The 23,854-nt window shown below is 53.9% G+C and carries 20 protein-coding genes, 1 tRNA gene and 1 pseudogene; 5 read left to right on the top strand and 17 right to left on the bottom strand.

Features of this window, described 5'->3' with window-relative positions; genetic code table 11:
- Positions 1-6: 6 nt before the first annotated feature.
- The 5 genes from gcvT to GEOB_RS06255 form a co-directional block, all read right to left on the bottom strand.
- On the bottom strand, positions 7-1,098 hold the full coding sequence (gcvT, locus tag GEOB_RS06275; RefSeq protein ID WP_012646346.1) for a glycine cleavage system aminomethyltransferase GcvT: 1,092 nt from the start codon (positions 1,096-1,098) through the stop codon (positions 7-9).
- Between the two features lie 159 nt (positions 1,099-1,257).
- Positions 1,258-2,439, bottom strand: coding sequence for a methyl-accepting chemotaxis protein (locus GEOB_RS06270; RefSeq protein WP_012646345.1), 1,182 nt, complete (start codon positions 2,437-2,439; stop codon positions 1,258-1,260).
- 356 nt (positions 2,440-2,795) lie between these two features.
- On the bottom strand, positions 2,796-6,383 hold the full coding sequence (locus GEOB_RS06265) for a DUF748 domain-containing protein (RefSeq protein WP_012646344.1): 3,588 nt from the start codon (positions 6,381-6,383) through the stop codon (positions 2,796-2,798).
- A gap of 261 nt (positions 6,384-6,644) precedes the next feature.
- Positions 6,645-6,720, bottom strand: a tRNA-Phe gene (locus GEOB_RS06260).
- Positions 6,721-6,783: 63 nt separating this feature from the next.
- Entirely contained in the window at positions 6,784-7,347 is a 564-nt protein-coding gene (locus tag GEOB_RS06255) for an elongation factor P (RefSeq protein WP_012646343.1), read from the bottom strand.
- 89 nt (positions 7,348-7,436) lie between these two features.
- On the opposite strand from GEOB_RS06255, the gene GEOB_RS06250 reads away from it, so the two are divergent.
- Complete coding sequence (locus GEOB_RS06250) at positions 7,437-7,634, top strand: RNA-binding S4 domain-containing protein (protein WP_012646342.1); 198 nt, start codon at positions 7,437-7,439, stop codon at positions 7,632-7,634.
- A 5-nt stretch (positions 7,635-7,639) separates the two neighbouring features.
- Here GEOB_RS06250 and GEOB_RS06245 read toward each other — a convergent pair whose 3' ends face one another.
- Entirely contained in the window at positions 7,640-8,005 is a 366-nt protein-coding gene (locus GEOB_RS06245; RefSeq protein WP_012646341.1) for a translation initiation factor Sui1, read from the bottom strand.
- A gap of 330 nt (positions 8,006-8,335) precedes the next feature.
- On the opposite strand from GEOB_RS06245, the gene GEOB_RS19245 reads away from it, so the two are divergent.
- A complete protein-coding gene (locus GEOB_RS19245) occupies positions 8,336-9,706 on the top strand; it encodes a sensor histidine kinase (protein WP_012646340.1) in 1,371 nt (456 codons plus the stop codon).
- Positions 9,707-9,777: 71 nt separating this feature from the next.
- Positions 9,778-11,907, top strand: a pseudogene (locus GEOB_RS20400) (PAS domain-containing sensor histidine kinase); the annotation flags it as partial.
- A gap of 52 nt (positions 11,908-11,959) precedes the next feature.
- Here the strand turns inward: GEOB_RS20400 and GEOB_RS19710 are convergent.
- Positions 11,960-13,099: a ribonuclease Z gene (locus GEOB_RS19710; protein ID WP_012646338.1), complete on the bottom strand. Its 1,140-nt coding sequence runs from the start codon at positions 13,097-13,099 to the stop codon at positions 11,960-11,962.
- Between the two features lie 74 nt (positions 13,100-13,173).
- On the opposite strand from GEOB_RS19710, the gene GEOB_RS06225 reads away from it, so the two are divergent.
- Positions 13,174-13,506 carry a cupin domain-containing protein gene (locus tag GEOB_RS06225; protein WP_012646337.1) on the top strand — a complete coding sequence of 111 codons (333 nt, stop codon included), beginning with the start codon at positions 13,174-13,176 and terminating at the stop codon, positions 13,504-13,506.
- Between the two features lie 204 nt (positions 13,507-13,710).
- On the opposite strand, the gene hemB is transcribed toward GEOB_RS06225, so the two are convergent.
- From hemB to GEOB_RS06185, 8 genes are all read right to left on the bottom strand, one after another.
- Positions 13,711-14,724 (bottom strand): porphobilinogen synthase, encoded by a 1,014-nt coding sequence (gene hemB, locus GEOB_RS06220; RefSeq protein WP_012646336.1) that lies wholly within the window; start codon positions 14,722-14,724, stop codon positions 13,711-13,713.
- 102 nt (positions 14,725-14,826) lie between these two features.
- Complete coding sequence (gene obgE, locus GEOB_RS06215; RefSeq protein ID WP_012646335.1) at positions 14,827-15,843, bottom strand: GTPase ObgE; 1,017 nt, start codon at positions 15,841-15,843, stop codon at positions 14,827-14,829.
- Between the two features lie 73 nt (positions 15,844-15,916).
- A complete protein-coding gene (gene rpmA, locus GEOB_RS06210; protein WP_012646334.1) occupies positions 15,917-16,174 on the bottom strand; it encodes a 50S ribosomal protein L27 in 258 nt (85 codons plus the stop codon).
- Between the two features lie 61 nt (positions 16,175-16,235).
- On the bottom strand, positions 16,236-16,544 hold the full coding sequence (rplU, locus tag GEOB_RS06205) for a 50S ribosomal protein L21 (protein ID WP_012646333.1): 309 nt from the start codon (positions 16,542-16,544) through the stop codon (positions 16,236-16,238).
- Positions 16,545-16,632: 88 nt separating this feature from the next.
- The gene (locus tag GEOB_RS06200; protein WP_012646332.1) at positions 16,633-16,935 is read right to left on the bottom strand and encodes a Rieske (2Fe-2S) protein; all 303 of its coding nucleotides are present in this window, start codon (positions 16,933-16,935) and stop codon (positions 16,633-16,635) included.
- A gap of 33 nt (positions 16,936-16,968) precedes the next feature.
- Complete coding sequence (purT, locus tag GEOB_RS06195; protein WP_012646331.1) at positions 16,969-18,147, bottom strand: formate-dependent phosphoribosylglycinamide formyltransferase; 1,179 nt, start codon at positions 18,145-18,147, stop codon at positions 16,969-16,971.
- A 146-nt stretch (positions 18,148-18,293) separates the two neighbouring features.
- Positions 18,294-19,805 carry an Rne/Rng family ribonuclease gene (locus GEOB_RS06190; protein WP_012646330.1) on the bottom strand — a complete coding sequence of 504 codons (1,512 nt, stop codon included), beginning with the start codon at positions 19,803-19,805 and terminating at the stop codon, positions 18,294-18,296.
- An 82-nt stretch (positions 19,806-19,887) separates the two neighbouring features.
- Positions 19,888-22,371: a TIGR03960 family B12-binding radical SAM protein gene (locus GEOB_RS06185; RefSeq protein WP_012646329.1), complete on the bottom strand. Its 2,484-nt coding sequence runs from the start codon at positions 22,369-22,371 to the stop codon at positions 19,888-19,890.
- A 310-nt stretch (positions 22,372-22,681) separates the two neighbouring features.
- Here GEOB_RS06185 and GEOB_RS06180 point away from each other — a divergent pair, with 310 nt between their 5' ends.
- Positions 22,682-22,936: a hypothetical protein gene (locus GEOB_RS06180; RefSeq protein WP_012646328.1), complete on the top strand. Its 255-nt coding sequence runs from the start codon at positions 22,682-22,684 to the stop codon at positions 22,934-22,936.
- 107 nt (positions 22,937-23,043) lie between these two features.
- Here the strand turns inward: GEOB_RS06180 and GEOB_RS06175 are convergent, their stop codons facing one another.
- Both GEOB_RS06175 and GEOB_RS06170 read right to left on the bottom strand, forming a co-directional pair.
- The gene (locus tag GEOB_RS06175) at positions 23,044-23,424 is read right to left on the bottom strand and encodes an exosortase system-associated protein, TIGR04073 family (RefSeq protein ID WP_012646327.1); all 381 of its coding nucleotides are present in this window, start codon (positions 23,422-23,424) and stop codon (positions 23,044-23,046) included.
- A gap of 1 nt (position 23,425) precedes the next feature.
- Positions 23,426-23,830 (bottom strand): exosortase system-associated protein, TIGR04073 family, encoded by a 405-nt coding sequence (locus tag GEOB_RS06170; RefSeq protein ID WP_012646326.1) that lies wholly within the window; start codon positions 23,828-23,830, stop codon positions 23,426-23,428.
- Positions 23,831-23,854 lie beyond the last annotated feature (24 nt).

Below are 23,854 nucleotides of genomic sequence, written 5' to 3'. Positions count from 1 at the left end.
TCTATTTTACGAGCGGAGCGAACCACCCCTGTAAAAGGGCAGTTCCACCACACTGGCTTCCATGGCCACCTTTTCGTGCCTGATGGTAACCTGTGCCCCAAGGGTTGCTATCTCCGGCGGCACATAGCCGATACCGATGCCGCAACCGAGCATGGGGGAAAAGACGCCGCTGGTCACCGTACCGACGGTCTCCCCTTCGAAGCAGATCTCGTAGTGGTGCCGTGGCGACCGCCGTGATTGTACCTGAAATGCAGCTTTGACTCTGGGTAGTCCTGTCTGCTGCTGCTTCCTCAAAGCCTCACGGCCGATGAATTCCTTATCAAGGTTGACGAAAGCACCAAGACCAGCTTCCAGGGGGGTCGTCGATTCGTCAATGTCGCTTCCATAAAGGCTGTAGCCTACCTCCAGGCGGAGCACGTCCCGAGCCCCCAGACCGGCCGGCTTTACCCGCTGGTCGGCAAGGAGCAGATCCCACAGCTCGGCAACCTTCTCCGCCGGCAGAAAAATCTCGTAACCCAGCTCGCCGGTATAACCGGTGCGGCTGACTATGGCATCGACGCCCAAAAGCCTCGTTTTGACGAACTTGAAGTAGGGGATGGCAGCCAGTTCAGGCCCGAACTTTTCCGCCAGCAGCTGCCGGGAAAGGGGACCCTGAAGATCCAGCTTGCCGGTGGCGGCCGATATGTTGGTGAAGGATGTCCCCTGCTTGAGCCGCGACTGGATGACGGCGAAATCGTTGTCGATGGTGGCGGCATTGACCACGACCATGGCCTCTTCCTCACCCAGCCGAAAAACGATCAGGTCGTCGATAATACCGCCGTTTTCGTTGAGGAGAAATCCATAGCGTGAACGGCCGACGGGGATTGATTTAACGGAGAAGGTGAAGACCTCCTCAAGACCGCTCGTCTCAATATCCCCCTTAAAGAGAAACTCCCCCATATGGCAGATGTCGAAAAGGCCTGCCATCTCCCGACACCACTTGTGTTCGGCTATGATCCCCTCATACTGGATCGGCATATTCCAACCGCCAAAAGGGGCAAGCAGGGCATGCAACTCTTGGTGTCGCGACAAGAGGGGGGTATTTTTCAGATTTTCCATTGGAATTTCTCCTGCCAGGCGCTATAAATTGGCTAAATTTAAAGAAATTATACACGTTTGTAAACAGGTTTCTCGGCATAAACCATTAACAGCCCTCGGTAAAGCATAAAAAAAAGCCTCGCCGTAAGCGAGGCCGGAGTCCCCGGAATGATTTGGTTGTCATTGGAGCTTGAAGCGGTTCACCATCTGCTCCAGATTTGATGAAGAGCTGGCAAGCACCGCAGCAGCATTTGCCGTTTCGTGGGCTCCAGTTGCCGCACTATGAATAATCTGCGAAATGCGCTGCATACTTTCCGTTATGCCGGCGCTGGTTGCAGACTGTTCCTCTGCTGCCGTCGCCACTTGGGAAACCCTTTCCACAAGGGGAGCGATCTGCTCGCTGATGGTACTGATAGCCTGGGTGGAAAGCTGGACATCCTGGGCGCCATTACGCACGCTGTCAGCGCTTTTATCCATTAGCGTCACCACGTTTTTCACATCCCCCTGAAGGGCTGCGATTATCGACTGTATTTCCTTGGTGGAGGAGGTCGTCCGTTCTGCAAGGCTGCGCACCTCGTCGGCGACAACGGCGAATCCTCGTCCCTGTTCTCCGGCCCTGGCCGCCTCTATGGCCGCGTTGAGCGCAAGAAGATTGGTCTGGTCAGCTATATCCTCGATGGCATCGATTATGGTGCCGATGCGCTCGGAATTCTCCCCAAGGGCCTTGACTGCATCCATGGTGTTGATCACCATCCGCTCTATCTCTGCCATGACTGCCGACATGCCGGCGACTGTCTCTGTCCCGGTCCTAGTAGCAGCCTCTGTTGCCGCCGCTTTATCAGCCATCTCCTGACAATTTCCGGAAATGGTGACGCTGACCATGGACAGCTCGCCTACGGCGCAGGTAACACTGTCCGACTGGCTGGAAGCGTCATCGGTGCCATGGACGATGTCGGCCGAAGTTGACGAAAGCAGGCAGGATGCATTGGTCAGCTCTCCCGCCGTGGCCTTGATCCCCGAAATGATCTCGCGCATGGAGCTCTGCAGTTCGATCATCGCCGTCAACATTCTGCTGAACTCATTCTTGCGCAGCACCGTGATCTCCTGGCTCAGGTCACCGGCGGCCATCGTCTGCAGATAGCTTATGGATCTCTGAATCGGCCTGTTGATGGACCAGATGTTGATCCAGCCGAAAAAGCCGCCGGCTATGATAAAGAGCAGCATCGAGCCGTACTTGACCAGCAGGTAATCCGACTGGGCGGCGAGGGCTGTAGCGATGATGCAAAGGCTGTAGCAGATGCAGAGGGTGGACAGCCTCACCTTGATTGAAAAATTAAGATAACAGTTCCAGAGCCGTTCCATTGCTTCCCTCCAATAAGTTGCTGGTTTCTACTGACACTTATCGGCGGAAACCTCGTTTTATTGAGGGCAGCATCTTTAAATTTAGGTTCTTCAGATATTTCCGAAGGAAAGCAGTCGTGGCATCGGGAGTGAGCGGCGAGCGGACACCCGCCGATTCAAGCATCATGCACTAATTACACGGGCGACACCGCAAGGTCCGCGGCTGTGGCGACAGAGCGAACGGGCGATGTCGCGACTGCCTTTATTTCACAGAATTCCCAGATGGACCTACATTTATCACCATCAAGAAGGGTTAAATATTTTTGCGCAAAACAGGATAAGTGCCAGCCAACATATTCCTCTACCACTCCTTAAGGCTACTGAACATTAACGCCGAATTCGACCCGGCTTAACGGCTGTCCCTTCTTTTCCGGCGGGTGGAGCATGTCCCCCCCCTTTTCAAAGATTCTTTCAGGTGGCAGATTCCCTTCGCTGATGAGCAGTGTGCGGACGGCGGCAACACGCTCACGGGAAAGGGCCTGGAGCTGCGGGTCGCCGATCAGGGTGTTGGCAAGAATGAGCTTTTTCATCTCGGGAGCCGGGATGTCCTTGACGAAACCCAAAGCGTTACGGGGTTTAGGAAATTTCTCCTTCACATAGACCGCCTTCAGGTAGAGGTCATGCTCTGCCGGCAGGATCTCCATCTTTTCCGGAGTTTCTCCCGGCGCATTCTTTCGCTCCTTCACCAGGGCGGCAAATTTCTCTCCCTTCATTTTCCTCGCCAAAAGTTCGTTGCGATAACCTTCCGCATCCTTTTCCCGATCCACATAAGCGGTCATTTCCAGCTTCACCCCCGGCCGCTGTTCCAGTGCTCCGGCCAGCTTGGCCACTTTCGTCCGTTCCTCAGCGCTCAACTGTGATGAACCATAGGCAAAATTTACGTTGCTCAGGTCTTCACCCCCGCTGAATGCCGACTGGAGCAGGGCGAACGGTGCCGTTGCCGCCTTCACCAACAGGTTCTTAAGCACCGTCAGAACAACCCCGAAAATGCTGAATTCCGGGTCATCGGTCCGCCCGGTCACCGGCAAATCCAGATGGATCTCGCCATGGCGGTCCTTGAGCAGGGCGACGGCGAGGCGAACGGGAAGCTTGGTGGCCTTGCCGCTATCCACCCCCTTACCGAATGTAAACTGGTCGATGAAGACCTTGTTCTGGGCATTCAGGGTCTTTTTCTCGATCTTGTAGGTAAGGTCGAGGAAGAGCTTTCCCTTGTCGATCTCATAACCGAGATAGGTGCCGGCATAGGGGGTAACCGGGCTCAGTTCGATATCGGTGAAGCGCACTTTCAGGTCGGCGAAGAGTTCACGGGACAGCGGATTGATCTTTCCGGTGATCTGGAGCGGCGAGTGTTTGTCCAGGTCACCGCGCAGGTCAACGTCGGCGTAGCGGAAATCCTCCGAGGACAGGCCGCTGATTCTACCCCCCAAGTTATACATGGTCGTGCCGAACTGCTGCGGCGTGTGCTGGTCGAGAAAGGAAACCGTTCCCTCCTGGAGAGTGACCGTGTCGATCCGGATTTCGGGGCGCGCCGCTTCAGGCTTTTGTTGTGCCGCTGCTGGCGAAGGTAAGTCTGGTGCAACACGGACAGCGGCAGGAGCTGGTTGGACATTTGCGACTGCAGCTTGAGCAACAGGTCCAGAGCGGATCTTTTTCAGGTTGATGATCCCTTCCCGGTCAACCACCAGCCGCGCCAGAAACCTGTTCAGGGAAATACCGCCGACATTTACCACCAGCGGCTTCAGCGTTCCCCGCACCTCCTCCACCTGCAAACTTTCCCACTTGAGCAGGTCGTCCGTATCCACCGTGTCCAGGGCATAGAGATTCCTCAGCCCCATATTGCCGGAAAAGCTGCCGGTCAACTGCTCACCCTTGGTGACATCCAAGGTCGCCGCCAAGTCCAGATTGCCATCGGCCAGATAGATATTCAGATCATCGGGAAAATAGGGGCTGAAGTCGGGAATCGGCAGATTTTTCACCTGGACGGCACCGTTGTATCGGAGCGGCTCCCGGGTGATATTTCCCTTGGCCGACAGTTTAGCCCCGCCGCCGTAGGAGGCGTTAAACCGCACCGGGATCGGTATCCGCAGAATGTCAGTTATGCCGGTTGCGCTGACATCTATAGACTTCAGGTCGAAACGGGGAGCAGAACTGCGGGCTTCGTCGCGAAAGGAGACATCGATGCCTTTTCCGACAACGGATGAGACAGTGTAATGGAAGGGAGCAGCCTGTTTTGCCACGGTCTTAGCCGGGTTGACACTGGCAGAGGGCTTGTTTTCACGCAACAGGGACAGCAGGGAAAGCTTTCCGGCAGCATCCCTGGTAACGGCAACCTTGGCCTTGCGAAATGAAATGGAGCCAACAGCCGCAGTTCTTTTCTTCAGGTCCAGCTTCCCCCCCGCCAGCACTGCCTCTCCAATGCGGGCGCCATCACCTTTGCCTAACCGGACAGCAACATCCAGCAGCTTAAGCCCCAGATCGTCGATAACAATCCCGTCCTCCTTCGTCCAGGAGGCCTCGGCATTTAGTTCTGCTCTGCCGCTTACCGGTGAGGTCAACCGGTCCGCCACGTAGGGATGATAGGCTTCCAGGGGAACACCGGAAACATTGAGCATTGCCGATCCCTCCATGGGCTCCAGGGCCAGGTCCCCGGCAAGCTCCAGATGCTCTCCCCTGGTTGTGGAAAAGGAGATCTCATAATCGGCTGCATCCTCGCCCCTGGTGGCAAGACCGGTCACCAGAGCGGTAAGCTCGTGGATTTCGGAGCGGAATCCACCGGCGGGCAGCCGGTCATCCAGACGCACCTTGCCGCCGTTGAGCCTGATTTCGGCAATACGCACCAAGGGTGCGGGCTTCTTTTCCGCTGGTTTTTCAGCCTTTTCCTCACCTGCCAAAGCGGCCGGTGGCATCATGCGCTGGTTCGGCCAGCGACCATCTGCCGTCCGCAGCAGGGTAACCACCGGCGCATCCAGGTTGACCGAAGCGATATCGTAACTGCCCCCCATCAGGTCTGCCTGATTGATCTTTATGGCAAAGCGATCAAAGGAAAGAAGCTCGCCTTCACTTTTCTCCGCCATGGCCAGCCGCACCACTGCCGCATCTCCGGTAATGGCAATCACCGGTTTCTTGTCAGGGGTAACCCTGTAAGAAATGGCGATCTTCGAGGAGAACTTTCCCGATTTTATGGCCATCGGCAATCGGACAGGAAGGTAAGCCGCATAGTAAGGAATATCCAGATCTGTCAGATTCACATCCAGCAAGGTCTCCATTCCCTTCTGAAAAGGTTTGAGCCGTCCTGTCAGGTCCAGTGAGGCACCGTTGACCTCGGCTGCAAAGCGCGGCTGGATGTATTGATCTACCAGATAAGGAATATTGCTGATGAACGGCACTGCAATATGCATCCTGCGCACGGTGTGCAGTTTCGGGGTTCTTGCAGCGCGGTCGTCAAAATTGATGGAGCCGCCAGTAACGGTAATGTTGTTGAGGGAAAAAAGGGTGGGCGATGATGATTTCTTTTCGCTTTTCGGCATTCTTTCCGGGATGTCGGAGAAATTGTACCTGTTGGCGCCGGTCCTGACAATGCGCACATAGGGAGAGATGACGTGGATGCCGGTAACGATGGGAGCCCGGCGCCAGATGGAAGCGGGGCTCAGTCGCGCCGAGGCGCTGCTGAAGGAAACGAAGGTGATTTTACCACCTGGCTCCTGCATTTGCAGACCATCCACCTTGACCCGCATGGTCAAAGGGTTGATGGAGATATGGCGGATGGCAAGTGTTCTTCCGGTGAGGGCCCCGACCTTCTTCTCAGCCTGGCTGCGGACAATCCCCGGCAGGACAAAGGCAACGAACAGGACCAGGAGGGTAAAAAAAGCAGCGGCAGCAATGGCGAGTTTCTTCCATAACGGCATGGCGGCCTCCTTCAGAAAGAACATTTCATGGGGCTAGTCTACAACCATCGAATTATTAAGCAAGAACAAAGGAATGGAAAGGAGCAAAGACTGTCGGAAGGTGCCTGGTAAGGGGCCGTCAACCGAATTGTCAAATTGAAAATTACAATTTCAATTTGTCCAATAAGGCTGTAAAAATATTGCGGCGTTTTTTCATCTGCGTCAAAAAAGAAAGCAGGCACTCACGTCGGTATGGTAAGTGCCTGCTTTATCGAGCTTAACTGGTGCCCAGGGACGGAATCGAACCGCCGACACGAGGATTTTCAGTCCTCTGCTCTACCGACTGAGCTACCTGGGCAAAAGGAACCCACTTTATAGCGGCAATTCCTCTTTTTGTCAATGATTTTTTCCCTGTAAGAACTTAAGCCCTGGAAATGAACCTGCCATCCCTTGTGTCAACTTTGATCTTTTCGCCGCTATTGAGATATGGCGGCACCTGGATTCTGAAGCCGGTCTCCAGTACAGCTTCCTTGGTCTGGGCGGTGGCAGTGGCATTCTTCAGCACCGGCGCCGTATCCGTAACAGTGAGCTCTACGGTCATGGGCAGGTCGACGTTGACCATTCTCCCCTCGAAAAGCCCCAGCTGCACTTCTGTTCCCTCCAACAGGAAATGGGCGATAGCTTCGAAAGCATCCGCCTCCAGCTCGAACTGCTCATAGGTCTCCAGGTCCATGAAGATCCCCTTGTCGCCGTCGGCATAAAGAAACTGCCCCTTGTGCCTCTCGAAATCAGCCTCATCTACCTTATCGCCGGAGCGAAAGGTCTTTTCCAGCACCTGGGCGGTGATAAGGTTGCGGTATTTGGTTTTGACCATGGTGTTGGCGCCACGGGCAGAAGGGGATTGAAAGGTGACATCGACCAATATGCAGGGGGCTCCATCCAGCTGGATGACAAGTCCCTTTTTGAAATCTGAAGTGGTGAACATGGCTATCTCCTTGAAAAATAATTCTTTCACCTTTAGCAGAAAAAGGTGATAAATTCAACCCACGACAGACACGGAAATGGAGATGAGAAATGAAAATAGATACGGAATACATCAAGCTTGACAGTTTTTTGAAGGCAGTCAACGCGGTCTGTTCAGGGGGCGAAGCAAAGATTATTATCGGTGAAGGGGAGGTTGAGGTAAACGGCGAGGTTGAGTTGAGGCGGGGCCGGAAACTAAGACCGGGAGACCGGGTCAGCCTGGGTGGAAAAACATTTCACGTTGAATGAACAAATCAGCCCCCCGCCCGTTTGACCTTGAATCCTTTCTTTTCCAGTTCAGCCACCAACAGGTCGCGGTGGTCCCCCTGAATTTCTATATTGCCGTCCTTGAGGGTACCGCCGGTGCCGCAGCGGCGCTTTAATTCACCGGCAATGGCTTTTAGCGCGTAGTCATCACCTGGCAGTCCGGTGATAACCGTTACCGTTTTGCCCCCACGCCCCTTGCTTTCGCGCTGAACCCTTACAATGCCGTCCCCACTGGCTCTTTCCGGATTTTTTTTGCAACTGCAGGCGATGCTTGGCCGGCCGCAAACGGGACAGATACGACCATGCTCGGAAGAGTAGACTAATCGTGAGTTTTTGGGCTCATCGTTTTTCATCCTCACTTTTTATCAAAAAACCCCGGTTCCCGCAACAACATCTCCCCTGCTTTCTCAAGAGAAAGTAGATCTTTCCGAGGGCAGCAGCCTGTGCGCTTCCCTCCTCCGGTATTTTTGTATTGACACCCGCCATCACACAAGTTTATTTTAATAAAATTAAATTGCTTTTAAAGCTTCCCGGAGTACGAATGTGCTCTTCCTCTATCGGAACATTCGGTAAAACCGCTCTTTTTCAGTTGAAAAGCTGATTAGAGCGGTTTTTTTTCGTCTTAAGCGACTGTTGGCAGTTCCATTGCAGCGCTGCAGTGAAGCAGCGTCTTGGGGGCACCCATGGATTGGACTATTCACAATAAAATGGCTCTTTTCTTTTCTGCAATTGTCATGATTCTGCTCATAATCAGCCTGACATCGTACCGTAATGCTTTCAGGCTCTTTGATGCAAACAACGACGTAATGCGTTCATATGAGGTGCAGAAAGAACTGGAAACGATCCTTTCAGTGATGAAGGACGCCGAAACAGGACAGCGCGGCTACATAATAACAGGGGATGAAAGCTATCTTGAACCGTACAGGTCTGCCCAGGCTTCGATCGCCACCAGCCTCGCAATGCTGGAGAGTCTGGTCGGAAACAGGCCGTCTCAGCTGGACAACTTCAATCGGCTGAAGCCTCTCATCGCCGCCAAGTTCGACGAGCTGAACAAAACCATCATGCTGCGCAAAGCCGCTGGATTTGCCACTGCCCAGCAAATGGTCCTCCTGGGAAGCGGTAAGGAAAGCATGGATAATATCCGCTGGATTACCGGCCAGATGGGAAGAGCTGAATCGGATCTGCTGCAGGAAAGAATCTCGAAAGCAGGCCGGCAAAACAGCATGACGATGATCACCATCATCACCGGAACGCTCCTCTACCTGCTACTCCTGGCTTCCGGTTTTTATGCCATCAACCGTTATGTCAACGATAGAAAGGATTTTGAGTCAAAAATCCGGCACCTGAACGACGATCTGGAAAAACGTGCCTGCATGCTGGAACAGGCCAATCAGTCAATGGAGTCGTTCTGTCATTCTGTTGCACATGATCTGCGCGCGCCTTTGCGGCTTATAAACGGCTACGGTAACCTGCTGCTGGAAAAATACAGCTCGAAGCTGGACGAGGAGGGACAGAATCACCTGACCCGCCTCTGCTCATCCAGTGAACGAATGGGTACCCTGATAGAAAACCTTCTCGATCTTTCTATGATATCACGCATCGAGATGCGGCGTGAACAGATTGACCTCAGCAATTTGGCCCGTGCCATCGCCCATAACCTTCAAGTGCAGGACCCGGCACGCAGTGCCCGCTTCTTCATTGAGGACAACATAAATGCCTGGGGCGATTCTCGATTGTTGAGGAAAGCCATCCTGAACCTGATGGACAATGCCTGGAAGTACACCATAAACCGCCAGGAGACGATTATTCGTTTCGGCAGCAAGGAGCTCAATCAAATCAGAACTTACTTTATCAGCGATAACGGAATCGGTTTTGACACGGCCTTGGCCGGAAAAATATTTGAGGCCTTCCAACGTCTTCATGAAGAGGACGGCTTTGAGGGAACAGGAATCGGTCTTGCCGCGGTGAAGCAGATAGTGGAACGGCATGGTGGACATGTCTGGGGCGAGGGGGAAGCTAACGAGGGAGCAATCTTCTATTTCACTCTCGGCTAGACCCGCGGGTCCAGACGAGCCTGCAAGCCATTCAGTTTGGCCTGCCTTTGTTTTGATGGAGAATACCTGCTATGAATGAACTGCTGGAAATCCTGGCCCAATTCGGAGGAGGCAAGGGTGGCGAACCGGGCAACGTTACAGTGCGTTTCCTCCTGCCGACCTTTTTTTGGTCCATTCTTGCAGGTGTAGCATTCAGGGAATGGCTCAGGACCAGGGAAAGCAAAGACTTATGGGTTGCAATAGCTTCGACCACAGGCATGTCCCGCGAACTGCTGATGTTTGCCGCCGAATATGGTGCCTGGCGGCAAATGGTACCGTTCGACTTCATGTATAATTATTATCCCCCCCTGGAACATGCCGCCACCATGATCTCCGGGCTCCTTATCGGCTATGCGTTTCTCAACTACCAGCTTCACTTTCCAAGTTTCTCCCGCCCCTTTCTCGCAGGCAGCCTATTCACAACCATTGTGCTTTACTGGCTGACAGCTGCCCATTGGCCGGGTTTCCTGGCCCACCACCCCGGCGTCTCATTCGGCAGATTCTGGGGGGATATGGCCTTCCGCTCTGCAGCAGCCCTTTTCATGCTGCTTGTCCTTGGCGCCTTCATATCTGCTGCAGCACAGGGAAAAAATGTCTCTAAAACCCTGCTGTGCGGTTTTTTATTCCTGTTTTTCGACGAGTTCCTGATGATTTTCAACATCATCAGCGATGAACGTCATGTGGATATCTATGCCCCGATCAGGCACAATCTGCACATCTGGTCCATACCTTTTTTTCTGGGAACCTATTGGGGCAATCTCAGCAGACGCATGGGAACAGCGGAGCAGGTGATAAAAAACGTCTTCAATCTGAGCCCTGGCATGCTTGGACTGATAAGCTTCGAGGGCACATTCTTGCTCGCCAGCCCAGCATCCAGCCATGTTCTGGGCATTCCTTCCGACGAGCTCAAGGGAAGGCGGCTGACCGACTTCGGTTTTGAGACCCGCCGCGACGGCAATCTGTCATTCATACCCGAAGATGGAAAAGTTTCTCCTATTTGTTTCGAAAAGAAATACATGCCTTCCCACGGTCCCGAACGCTGGCTACAGTGGCACCTCCAACCGGACTCGGATGAAAAGATCCTTTACGCCATGGTCGCTGATGTCACCGAGCAGAAGATGGTTGCTGAGGAGCTTCTGGATGAACGGAACAAGCTTGAAGCAATCTTGTCATGCCTGGGAGATGGCTTGAGCATCCGGGACACCGATCACAGGATTGCCTACCAGAACCACATTCACAAAAAGCTTTATGGCGATCACATCGGCGAGTACTGCTACCGTGTATACGAGGGGCAATCTCAGGTCTGCAGCAGTTGCCCGGTAGCAATGGCTATTCAAGACCTGCAGGTTCACAGTGCTGTCAGGACAGTTGAGCAGAATGGATTCAAGAAACATGTGGAGATCACCGCTTCGCCTCTCAAAGATGGTAGTGGAGCCGTTGTGGGGGCTATAGAGGCGGTGCGTGACATATCTGCACGCAAGGAAGCCGAAGAAGAGATTTTAAGATTGAATGCGGAACTTGAACAGCGGGTGGCGGAACGGACAGAGCGTCTGGCCGAGGCCTGTCGCGAGCTGGAGTCGTTCAGTTACTCCGTCTCCCATGACTTGAGGTCCCCGCTGCGCACTATCTATGGATACAGCCAACTGCTTCTGGAGGACTGCAGTGAACATCTTGACGATCAAGGGCGGAAATATGTGGAGGTGATAGCAAATGGCGGACGGCGAATGGAACAGATCATCGATGCGATGCTGGATTTTTCCCGGATCGGCCGAAGGGAGCTACGGCATGAAGATGTTGACCTCAGCGAACTTGCCATAGTGGTCACAGCCGAACTGCACATCACCTGCCCCGAACGAAATGTTTCTTTCATCATTGATAACGGAATGGTGGTTAAGGGTGACCCGAGTTTATTAAGATCTGTAATGGAAAATCTATTCGGTAACGCCTGGAAATATACTTCCAAAGAGCCGGACACACGCATCGAGTTTTCCAGCCGGGTCGAAAATGGCAGCACAGTTTTCCTTATCCGCGACAACGGGGCCGGGTTTAACATGGCCCATGCCGATAAATTATTCGCCCCGTTCCAGAGGCTGCATAGCGAACATGAATTTCCGGGAAACGGTATTGGCCTTGCCACCGTCCAACGTATCATCCAGCGGCACGGCGGAAGAATATGGGCGGAAAGTTCTCCCGGTGATGGAGCCTCTTTCTATTTCACCCTCGGCTGTTACAATGGAGCCGTTCCGGGGGAGGAATCTCCCCTGTTATCAGCGGGCGAGGCGTCACTCGATCCACGACTTTCAGTACGGTCACCCCTGGAGGTGCCTTCAATTGACGGTATACAAGCCGACTCCGCTCCAGGTAGGCCTTTGACAAGTGCATGGGGAGAATGAACTGCGGCTTGAGGCATTTCAGAAGATGATTCAGATCCGTGGTGCAAAGGTGGCGTGAAGCTCTGGCCTTATCCATATCCTCGGCAACAAAGGAACATTCGCAAACGAGCAGTGTCACCCCTTTCAGAAACCGCTCCATCTTGTCCAGATTCTCTTCCGTAAAACCCACATCAGTCACATAGCCTATAGAAGCGGCGATCTGTTTACGGCGGATGGACTCGTAAAGGCTTTTGAGGTCTGAAACTTCTTCAGACACGACATCTCCTTCCTTCAGTTTGGTGACAGTAACCCGCCCATCATCAAGAATTCCGCCATGAAAACATTTCTTCAACTGCCTGAGCCAATCCCCCTTTACCAGTCCTGCCGCAGCCAGCTTCCCCTCGTCGATGGCAAAGGATTCCCGCTCCGTGACGCGGAACATCAGCGACGGAATCTTGTGGTCACACAAAAGTGCCTCCACCTTAAGCCACGCATTTTCATAGATATTGCGGTTAACAAGGGCACGGCTTTCAGGCTTCCGGCGCCTGAAGCCGTCTGCGCCGGCAAAGACCGATGTCTGCAGATGTTCAAAGCTGACCTCATGGACGCGAAAGGTACACCAGTAGTGTTCGGATAGATTCCAGTCATAGCTCTGCAGCTTGCACTCCATTCTGCCGGAGATGCCGGGGGGGCCAAAGATGTCGACAATTCTGGGGGAGACATGGTTGTGGCGGATAAAGGTATCCATGCCCATGAAATGGTCCATATGGGCATGGCTTATAAAAATGGCGTTGATGGATCTCAGCACGCGCTTCGCCAAATGGTGGAGTTGGCCGCAGTCGAAGAGGAGAGCCCGCCCAAAGGGGCGGACATTGACCAAAAGCAAAGGGTCATCCAGAAGACCGGCAAAAAAGGTGGGTTCCATATAACGAAATGGCAGACGCTGGTTCATGATGCAAATATAACATATCTTGACCTGCATCAATTGAATTCGTCGCCTCGGGGGCTAATCTTGTAGTCAACAAAGGATCGGTAATCAGTGAGAGGAGAATTCAGATGAGCGAAAAAAAAGAGATGTTGACAGGAAAAGCGCTGGCAATGAATGGACTGGTTGCCTACCAGGAGGGGACGGTGGTAAGCCGCACCCTTATCGACAAGCAAGTGGGGACGATTACCGTCTTCGCCTTCGATGAAGGACAGGGGCTGAGCGAACATACAGCCCCATATGACGCTTTCGTCCAGATCCTGGATGGTGAGGCGGAGATCACCATCGCCGGCGAACCGCACCATGTGATTGCCGGGCAGATGATCATCATGCCGGCCAACAAACCCCATGCGCTGAAGGGAATAAAAAATTTCAAGATGCTGCTGGTGATGATCCGGGCCTAAAGGTGCACCAAATAAAAAGCCTGCGAATGTATCGCAGGCTTTTTGCCATCCATGGGGCGAATTAACCTGCCGGACCAGGAAAAAAAACTCCAGCTGCGAGGCTTGCGAGCACTGAGGAGTTAGGTGTAGCCCGATTAGGGCGGCCCTAATCGGGCAGCGACGAAGGGCGAGCGTAACGCAGCAGATTGACTTTTGCCTGGTCCGTTAAGGGCAACCGCAGCGGGAGGCACGGTCAATCTCATACCCCTTGTGCAACAGCGTTGCCACTTCCTTGGCGTGATAGGTCAGGATGAGGTCAGCACCGGCACGCTTGAAGGAGAGCATGGTTTCCATTGTTACCCGGTCCTCGTCGATCCAGCCCATCTTGCCTGCTGCTTTGATCATGCTGTATTCGCCCGATACATTGTACACAGCAACCGGCAGGTTGAACTGGTTGCGCATCTCCCGGACTACATCCAGGTAGGGAAGGCCGGGCTTGACCATGATAATGTCGGCGCCCTCCTCCACATCCATCTGGGCCTCACGCACAGCCTCAAGACGATTGGCAGGGTCCATCTGGTAGGAACGGCGGTCGCCGAACTGGGGGGTGGATTCGGCCGCCTCGCGGAACGGACCGTAATAGCCCGAGGCGTATTTAACGGCATAGCTCATCACCGGAATATGCTTGTAACCATTGTTGTCCAGCGTCTCGCGGATGGCCATCACCCGACCATCCATCATGTCGGAAGGAGCCACCATGTCGGCGCCGGCCTGGGCATGGGAAAGTGCTTCCTGGGCCAGCAGTTCCAGGGTCTCGTCATTGTCCACATCACCATTCTTGATGATGCCACAGTGGCCGTGGTCGGTGTACTCGCACATGCAGACGTCGGTGATTACCGCCAGTTTAGGCACCTCTTTTTTCAGGGCGCGGATCGTCTCCTGGATGATACCGTGTTCTGCATAGGCGTCGCTTCCCACCGCATCCTTGGTTTCCGGAATGCCGAAGAGGATCACTGCAGGCACCCCCAATTCATAGGCCTCCTGGGCTTCCTCGACGATGTTCTCGATTGATTGCTGATAGATGCCCGGCATGGAGGAAATTTCCTTCCTTATCCCCTTGCCGAAGGCCGAAAACATGGGGTAGATCAGGTCATTGGTAGAAAGAGCGGTCTCGCGGACCATGTTACGGAAGACTTCTTTGCTTCTGATGCGACGGGCACGGAACGTGGGATAGAACATGGCTGTTTCTCCTTTATCATGGAATGCCGCAGAATTTTCAGTTCAATCTGCTTATAATACATCAACTATCGATGCTGCCCAAACCATTTTGCAGCAAGCCTCTTACCACTCTTCCTCAGCTGCTCCCCACAACTGGCGGGCGATCTCGTCCAGCAATGCCGGGATTCCCTCACCGGTAGCGGCCGAAATGGGAAAAACCTTCAAGCCCCGCTCCTGGAAATATGGCAGCACCTTCGCCAGGTTTTCCTTTACCACTGGCAGATCCATTTTGTTGATGACAATGGTCTGTTTCTTCTCCGCCAGTTCCGGGTTGAAGAGGGACAGCTCCTTGTTGATCGCCTCATATTCCCGGATCGGGTCCCGGTCCGGCATCCAGGAGATGTCAAGGATGTGGAGCAAATGGCCCGTCCTTTCCAGGTGCTTGAGGAAGCGGTGCCCAAGGCCTGCCCCCTCGTGGGCGCCTTCGATAAGCCCAGGGATATCGGCCATGACGAAGGATTTATAGTTCTTATAGGCGACGACCCCCAGGTTTGGCTTGAGGGTTGTGAAGTGGTATTCGGCAATCTTGGGGCGCGCTGCCGAGACCTTGGTGATCAGGGAAGATTTGCCGACACTGGGCATGCCAAGAAGTCCCACGTCAGCCATCAGCTTCAGTTCCAGCCTTAGCCAGCGTTCCTCTCCTGGCTCACCCGGTTGGGCAAATCTGGGGGCTTTATGGGTGGCAGTGGCAAATCGGGCATTGCCCTGCCCTCCCCGTCCCCCCTTGAGCAGCACTAAAGGCTGCCCCGGCTCCGTGAGATCGGCAAGCACTTCGTCAGTCTCCGCATCTTTAATGACTGTACCCACTGGCAGCAGCAGCCTCAGATCTTTGCCATAGGCGCCATGTCGATCCTTGCCCATGCCATTTTTGCCACTACCGGCCTTCTGGTGCGGGTGCTGGCGAAGATCAAGCAGGGTGGAGAGGTTTCGCGAGGCTTCCACTATCACATTGCCCCCCTTACCACCATCACCACCGTCAGGCCCACCGAACTCGATGAACTTTTCATGGCGGAATGAGACACAACCAGGCCCACCATCCCCTGATTTCACATGTATTTTTACTTCATCAATGAAACTCATATTTCCCTCAGACAAACAACAAAAGCCCGGAACCGACGGTTCCAGGCTTTTGCAGATTTATATCAGCTTTTGCTCAGCTGGCGGGGTAAACGGAAACCTTTTTCCGGTCACGACCCAGACGCTCGAACTTCACTACCCCTTCGATAAGGGCGAAGAGGGTGTAGTCCTTGCCCAGACCCACATTGTTGCCAGGGTGGATCTTGGTGCCATGCTGACGATAGATGATGTTGCCGGCTTTGACGTGCTCGCCGCCGAATTTTTTACAGCCAAGCCTTTGGCCGTCTGAATCGCGGCCGTTCCTGGAACTGCCGACGCCTTTCTTATGTGCCATTTTCTACTCCTCCTGGCGGCTCCACCCGTGTCCAAGCTGTGGTGACCGCTTTATCTATTTCCTAGGCGTTGATCTTTTCGATCTTCAGAATGGTTCTGAGTTGACGGTGCCCGTTAAGTTTCCTGGAATCTTTCCGGCGCTTGGATTTGAAGACGAGAATCTTCTTATCCTTGCCCTGCTCGACAATTTTGCCGACCACAGAGGCGCTGGGCACTAAAGGTGTTCCGATTGCAACCTTATCGCCGCCAACCATCAGGACTTCAGAGAGATTAACAGTATCACCTACTGCACCCTCAAGTTTTTCGACTTTCAAAAAGTCGCCTTCGGAAACTTTATATTGTTTCCCTCCGGTTCTCACTACTGCGTACATGTATTTCACCACCTTTATCGCGATTTTACAAAGAGCAACAAAAAATATCTAAAAAAGCCCTATAAGTCAAGGACTTTTTTCAATCCCGTCAATCCAGCTTCACCATGATATTATCGCCCTCCATCCCTATTGAATAGACCTTCAGGGTGTACTCAGGGAATTCACGGCAGGCACCGGTCTTGAGATTGAAGCGATAGCCGTGGCGCTGGCAGGTAAGATGTTCCGCATCCTTGATCAATGCGCCTGACAATGGCGCCCCCTGGTGCGGGCATTCCGTCTCGCAGGCATAGATGTTCCCTTTGGCATTGACCAGCAGTATCTCCCGTCCTTCGACCGTCACTACCTTCTTCCCCCACAGGGGCACCTCTGAAACTTTGGCTGCAAATACCATGGGATTCCTCCTCCAGCGCCGTTTTTTTCACCCTCAGTTTTTGACGATCTTTACCGCATGGGCGGCCTCTTCCGCATGGTTGCGCGCCTGATCGGTATCTTCTCCAAGGGACAGAGCCACTCCCATACGACGTCCGGGGCGGGTGTCAGGTTTGCCGAAGAGGCGGATCTTCGTATCGGGTACCGACAGCGCCTCTGTCAGACCGGCGAAGGTCACCTCTGCTGCAGACTCCTCGGCAAGTATGACATGGGAAGCTGCCGGCGCAAGATTGATTATCTCCGGCACCGGCAGGCCGAGAATGGCCCGCACATGCAGCTCGAACTCGGACATGTTCTGTGAGACCATGGTCACCATACCGGTATCGTGGGGACGGGGCGAAACCTCGCTGAACCAGACACGATCCCCCTTGATGAAGAGCTCGACACCGAAGATGCCGAAGCCTCCCAAGGCATCGGTCACCGCCTTTGCCTGCCGCTCCGCCTCTGCCAGCACTTGGGGGGTCATGGACATGGGCTGCCACGACTCATGGTAATCCCCCTTAATCTGCACATGGCCGATGGGAGGGCAAAAGCGGGTACCGCCATTGTAGCGGACTGTCAGCAGGGTGATTTCGTAGTCGAAGGGAATGAACTCCTCTATGATCACCTTGTCCGAGGCACCGCGTGCCCCTTCCATGGCGTAGGTCCAAGCTCTTTCCAGATCGGCCGCATCCCGGACGACGCTTTGCCCCTTTCCAGAGGAGCTCATGATCGGCTTTACCACGCATGGCAGGCCGATGCGTTCCACACTGGTAGAAAATTCATCCAGAGAGGCGGCAAAGAGGTACTGGGCAGTCGGCAGACGCAGCTCCTCGGCGGCCAGGCGCCTGATCCCTTCCCGGTTCATGGTGAGATTGGTGGCGCGGGCCGTGGGAATGACGGTAAAACCTTCCTTTTCCAGCTCCAGCAGATAAGGGGTATTGATCGCCTCGATCTCGGGGACGATAAAGTCCGGGCGCTCCAAACGGATAACCCTGGCCAGCTCGTCCCGGTCGAGCATGTTGATCACGTGGCTGCGATGGGCCACCTGCATGGCTGGCGCATGGGCATAGCGGTCGACGGCTATTATTTCAACCCCCAGTCGCTGGGCCTCGATGACCACTTCCTTGCCCAGTTCCCCGGAACCAAGCATCATGATTTTTGTCGCAGATTTCTTTAACGGTGTTCCGATCATCTTTTTATCCTTCTTAGGCTTTTCCGGAAGCGTCGATTTTTAGCCAAGATCAAGGCGCCCCGAAGGGTGACGCGGAGGCGTGGCTACGCCACGTCGCACAAGGAATCTTGACGGGCAACGAAGATATTGGCAAAAAGCGGCGCTTCCTATGAGATGGCAATTTCGAATTGTTCTTGATGAAATCCCGGCTTCGCCCTCACCGTGATGCGTTTCTTAAAGTTCTTTTCCAACTCCTCCAGGCCGCGCCGTTCCTCATCGTAGAGCAGGTCCGCCACCTGTGGGTGCACAGTGAGCATAATCTTGCTGCCGCGGATATCGAGCATCTCCCGCCGCAGCTCCCTGAAAATCTCGTGACAAACGGTGGTCTTCGACTTGACGTAACCCCTCCCCTCGCAGTAGGGACAAGGCTCGCACATCATCCGGCCGATGCTCTCCCGCACCCGCTTTCTCGTCATCTCCACCAGCCCCAGCTCGGAAATTTTCAGGATGTTGGTCTTGGATTTGTCGCCCCTTACCGCCTCTTCCAGGGCAGTGAATACCTTTTCCCGGTTTACTTCCCGCTCCATATCGATGAAATCTATGATGATGATGCCGCCAAGGTTTCGCAGCCGCAACTGATAAGCGATTTCTTTTACTGCCTCCAGATTGGTCTTGAGAATGGTGTCCTCAAGGTTGTGCTTACCCACAAAGCGGCCGGTGTTGACATCGATGGCAGTGAGGGCCTCGGTCTGCTCAATGATGATGTAGCCCCCGGACTTGAGCCATACCTTGCGTCCCAGCGCCCGGCTGATCTCCACTTCAAGGCCGAAATGATCGAAAATCGGCTCCTCTTCGTCATAGAGTTCAATGGAGTACTTCATCTTGGGCATGAAGGTACTGATGAACTGGACTATCTTATCGTGTTCCGGCTTGGAATCGACGACGATCCGCTCCACCGATTCGGTAAGGATATCCCGCACCACCTTCTGGGTCACATCCAGATCAGAATGGATGAGTAAAGGGGCGCTGGCTTTCTCCTTGCGTTTCACCACCTCGTCCCAGAGCTTGGTCAGGTAGTTGAGGTCCGAGATCAGGTCCTCTTCGCTCTTGCCTTCGGAAACGGTACGGACGATAAAGCCGCCGCCAGCCGGCTTGATCCGGTCGATGATCTCCTTCAGCCGCTCCCGCTCCGCCTCATCCTCAATGCGCCGGGAAATCCCCACGTGATCAACAGTGGGCATGTAAACCAGATGCCTGCCCGGCAGAGAGATGTGGGCAGTGATGCGTGCTCCCTTGGTGCCGATCGGCTCCTTGGATATCTGCACTAGCAGCTCCTGGCCTTCCTGCAGTAGCTCTTCAATGGGGTGGAGGGGATGAAGCACCGGCTCTTCCCCCTCCACAGGCTCTTCTTTCTTGCCGTTGCCGTCCATGAAGCCGTCGTATTCCTCCATGGCATCAAAGACATCTGCCACATAGAGAAAGGCCGCTTTTTCCAGGCCGATATCGACAAAGGCAGCCTGCATGCCCGGCAGGACCCTGATAACCCGCCCTTTGTAGATGTTGCCCACGATCCCCTTGACCCTACTCCGCTCAATATAGAGTTCGGCTATGGTGCCGTTCTCGATGAGGGCGATGCGGGTTTCGTGGGAGGTGGTATTGATGACCAGCTCATTTCCCATGATAACCTCGTTTACTATTAATTTATGACCGGATTCCGTATATAAAAGTTGATAAAGGATTTTTTGCCATGGGGGAAACGATTCAGTTGAACAGCACCTCAAGCTTCTCTATGGTTGCCCCGGCAAACGCTTCCCGGGGCAGGCCGGTAATCGCGGTAACAAATTCCAGCGGCTTGCCGCGCCGAACCTCCATGAGCACGACATCAGCAGTTGCAGAAAGGCTGATGACCTCATGCCGCAGATCGAACTCCACAAGCTTGCCTTTCTTTTCACGCCGATGGGGAAAAGAATCCAGGGAAAGAAAGTGATCCACCTGGCCAGTAAGGCCCTGCACCGTGCCTGAAGGAAGTTTTACCCGGTAACGGGTCCCTGTAATGATAACCGATAGGGACTCGCTCTTCAACGGGATTACTTGCGATTCCATCACCCGCACACCTTCCGGCAGTACCTGGTTGAGGGCCTCCAGCAGTCGCTCGGCACCAAAGCCCGCAGCCACCTCCATATCCATATATTCAGCCCAGGATTCAACCCCCACGGAAAGCGCCGTGGCAAAGGAGAATTTCGGATGGGGATGAAACCCTTGGGAATAGCGAATGGGGATGTGTGCCCTGCCCACTGCTCGTATGAAAAGGTTTAGCATTTCCAGGTGACTAAGGAAACGCATCCGGCCGATTTTCTGGAAACGAAGCCTGATCCGCTCCGCATCGACGGTTTCATCCGGCTGTGCTCCGTCTGCGGCTACAATCGCCTCTTCGGGCTCATTAAGTCGCATGCGCACAGCCTTAAAATCGCAGACCCCGCACCCGGAACACTGGCCATTACGACAGTCGGGGGTATAAATGCCACCGGAAGCCTTTTCAAGTTCCGCCAGCAGAAATTCCCTGCTGATGCCGCTGTCCAGGTGGTCCCAAGGGAGTATCTCATCCAGATCCCGTCGACGGTGGTAGAAAAGCGGGTCGATGCCTGCAGCGGCGAACGCCTCCTGCCAGCGGGCAAACCTGAAATGCTCTCCCCAGCCGTCGAATCGGCAGCCCAGCCGTCTGGCCTCAAGCAAAACCTTGCCCAGCAGTCGGTCACCCCTGGCAAATACCCCTTCCATAACCGTCAATGGGGCATCGTGCCACTTCAAGTTGAGTTTGCGCTTCTTCAACTCCTGGCGCAGGAACTGCTGCTTCTCCAGGATCTCTTCATAGCTGATCTGTTGTTCCCATTGAAAGGGAGTATTCGCTTTTGGCACAAAGCTGCTGACGGCAACATTGACCTCGCCCCCCTGGCCGGCACGCTTCCCTTGATATTTGACCTGCCTGGCCAGCTCGGCAATCCCCAGAACGTCTTCCATAGTCTCCGTCGGCAGTCCGATCATGAAATAAAGCTTGATCAGCCGCCAGCCTGCGCCATAGACCTGATAGGCGGTATCCAGCAGATCGGGCTCGGTTATCCCCTTGTTGATCACCTGGCGGAGCCGGTCGCTGCCTGCTTCAGGGGCAAGGGTGAAACCTGTCTTCCTCACCTTGTTTATCTCTGCCACCATTTCCGGTGTCAGGCTTCCCACCCGCAGTGACGGTAGCGAAACAGCAATGCGTTCCTGGGCATAGCGGTGCATCAGTTTCTGGAGCAAGGGAGTAAGACAACCATAGTCACCCGCAGAAAGAGAAAGCAGGGATATTTCATCGTAACCTGTATTGCGCAGGGTCTCTTCTATTTTTTCCATGACCTGCGCCGGGGTCCGCTCGCGCAAAGGACGGTATATGTAACCCGCCTGACAGAAACGGCAACCGCGGGTGCAGCCACGGGCAATCTCCATGCTGACCCGGTCGTGGACCGTTTTAAGAAAAGGCACAACAGGGGCAGTAGGGTAACTCAGGGCATTAAGGTCAGGGGCAATGCGCCGTCTCACCTTATCATAGCCATGCTTCAGAGGCTTGATGGCCTCAATTCTTCCGACAGCGTCATGGGAAACCGAGAAAAATGCCGGGATATAAACACCCTCGATCAGCGACAGGCGATGGAGAAGGTCTGCCTTGGCTTCACCGGCACTTTTCCATTGACGGCAGACTTTTGCAATCTCAAGGACCGCATCTTCACCATCCCCAAGGAGGAAGGCATCGAAAAAGTCGGCAAGGGGCTCCGGGTTACAGGCACAGGGGCCACCCCCCAGGATCAGGGGAAATTCCTTCCCCCTTTCGCAAGCCAGCAGTGGTATGCCTGCCAGTTCCAGCATATTGAGGATGTTACTGTAGGACAGCTCGTATTGAAGGGTAAAACCTACGATGTCCGTTTCAGCCAGAGGGGTTGAGGTTTCCAACGTAGAAAGCGGCTTTCCGTCAAGCCGAAGTTGATCTTCCATGTCGGGCCATGGGGCATAGACGCGCTCGGCAGCTAGCCAGCGTTCTTGATTCAGAATGCTGTAGAGTATCCGCAGTCCCAAATGGCTCATGCCCACTTCATATACGTCAGGGAATGCCAGGGCAAACCTTATCTCAGCGTCTGGTCTGGCAACGGCACCCATCTCTCCACCCATATAGCGGGCAGGCTTTTCTACAGAAAGCAAAAAATCGTTACTCAAGAAACCTCCAGGCAAGGCATTTAATCATTTCCTTACCCCAAAAAAACGGTCATGGCGGAAGCTTGCCGCCACGACCGGCCGTATATTATCAAATTTATTCAATATCTGGCAAGGGATATCCAGAGATTAAAGAGCAGACGCACCATACCCCAAATGGGGCACATCTTCGACGATTTCAGGCAGACAGTTTTCTCTCCATGAAAATCACCGCCAAAGATATTCCTACTTTCAGCATCTTATCTCTACCTGCAAACTTGGCATGCTCTCTGCTGTAGCAAAACGCATCTTACATTTTTAAAGGAGAATCACCATGAAAAAAGTTCTGTCTTCTGTTGTTGCTGCACTCGTAGCCGTAGCTTTCGCTGGCGTTGTTTTCGCTGCTGAGCCTGTAAAAACCGAAGCTCCTGCTGCTGCTCCTGCTGCTGGCGAAGTGAAGAAAGAAGAGAAGAAAGTTGTTAAGAAAAAAGCTGCCAAGAAGAAAAAAGCTGCCAAGAAAGCTGCTGAGAAGAAAGAAGAAGCTAAGCCTGCTGACGCTGCTGCTCCTGCTGCTCCTGCTGCAAAGTAATTTCCTTCGACAGGAATTAAAAAGCCGCATCCCCAAGGGGTGCGGCTTTTTTTTATTATGCATATAAATTTTTGAATTGCTGATCCTATTCTGCTCCCCTGGTCTGACTACTCCTTCTGCCAAACGTAGGCCGGGTCGAAATAAGGGTCGTAAAATCCCGGATAAGGAATAAAAAAGGTAACGGCTTCAAGCAGACCTGATGCTGTTCTCACCAGTGTCATCCCGAGACCCTTTAGTGGCCCCACGAAAAGCCCCTTGGCTACGCCATCATCCTTGGCAGTTATATATATCTGCTTGGGAAATTCAACCCACCCAGTCGCCGTGTTCGCCAGACCGCGCGCGGCCTTGGTAGCCATTGCATCGACCACTTCCTGGGGACCGGCATTTTCAACGGTGCGGTAATCATCGGCATGGGCGAGATTGGCTGTAGCAGCAAGGAGCCAGATTACCGCAGCTGATGCAATGAGGAACATCCCCCGTAGTGACATGCTATTCTCCCTTTTCCACGGGCTCGGCGTCGTTAACAAGGCTCACTTCAGGCCGCTTTTCCCAACCATGCCACACGTATTCGGGATTAACCATGGGATCGTAATACCCCGGCTGCGGCACCATGAAAAATACCGTTTCCACCGCGCCCAACAGTGTCCGGTACAAGGCCATGCCCATCCCTTTTACCGGGCCCACGACGTAGCCGATATTGCCACGGTCGCGCACCGTCAGATATGACTGCTTCGGAACCTCCACAACCCCGGTCACCACGTTTGTCAATCCCCGCACCAGCTTAAAGGACATCTTTTCTGCAATGGCTTCGGGTTGCTGGGCCTCCTGGGCAAAGGCAGGTACAGTAAGGATACAGAGCAGTAAAAGGGGTAAACCTGCAACAATAACACGCATGATGACGCTCCTTTTTCCCATGTT

The organism is Geotalea daltonii FRC-32, assembly GCF_000022265.1.
Lineage (GTDB): Bacteria > Desulfobacterota > Desulfuromonadia > Geobacterales > Geobacteraceae > Geotalea > Geotalea daltonii.
Note: the sequence above shows the minus strand (reverse complement) of the source record. Positions and strands in the feature narration are given on the sequence as shown.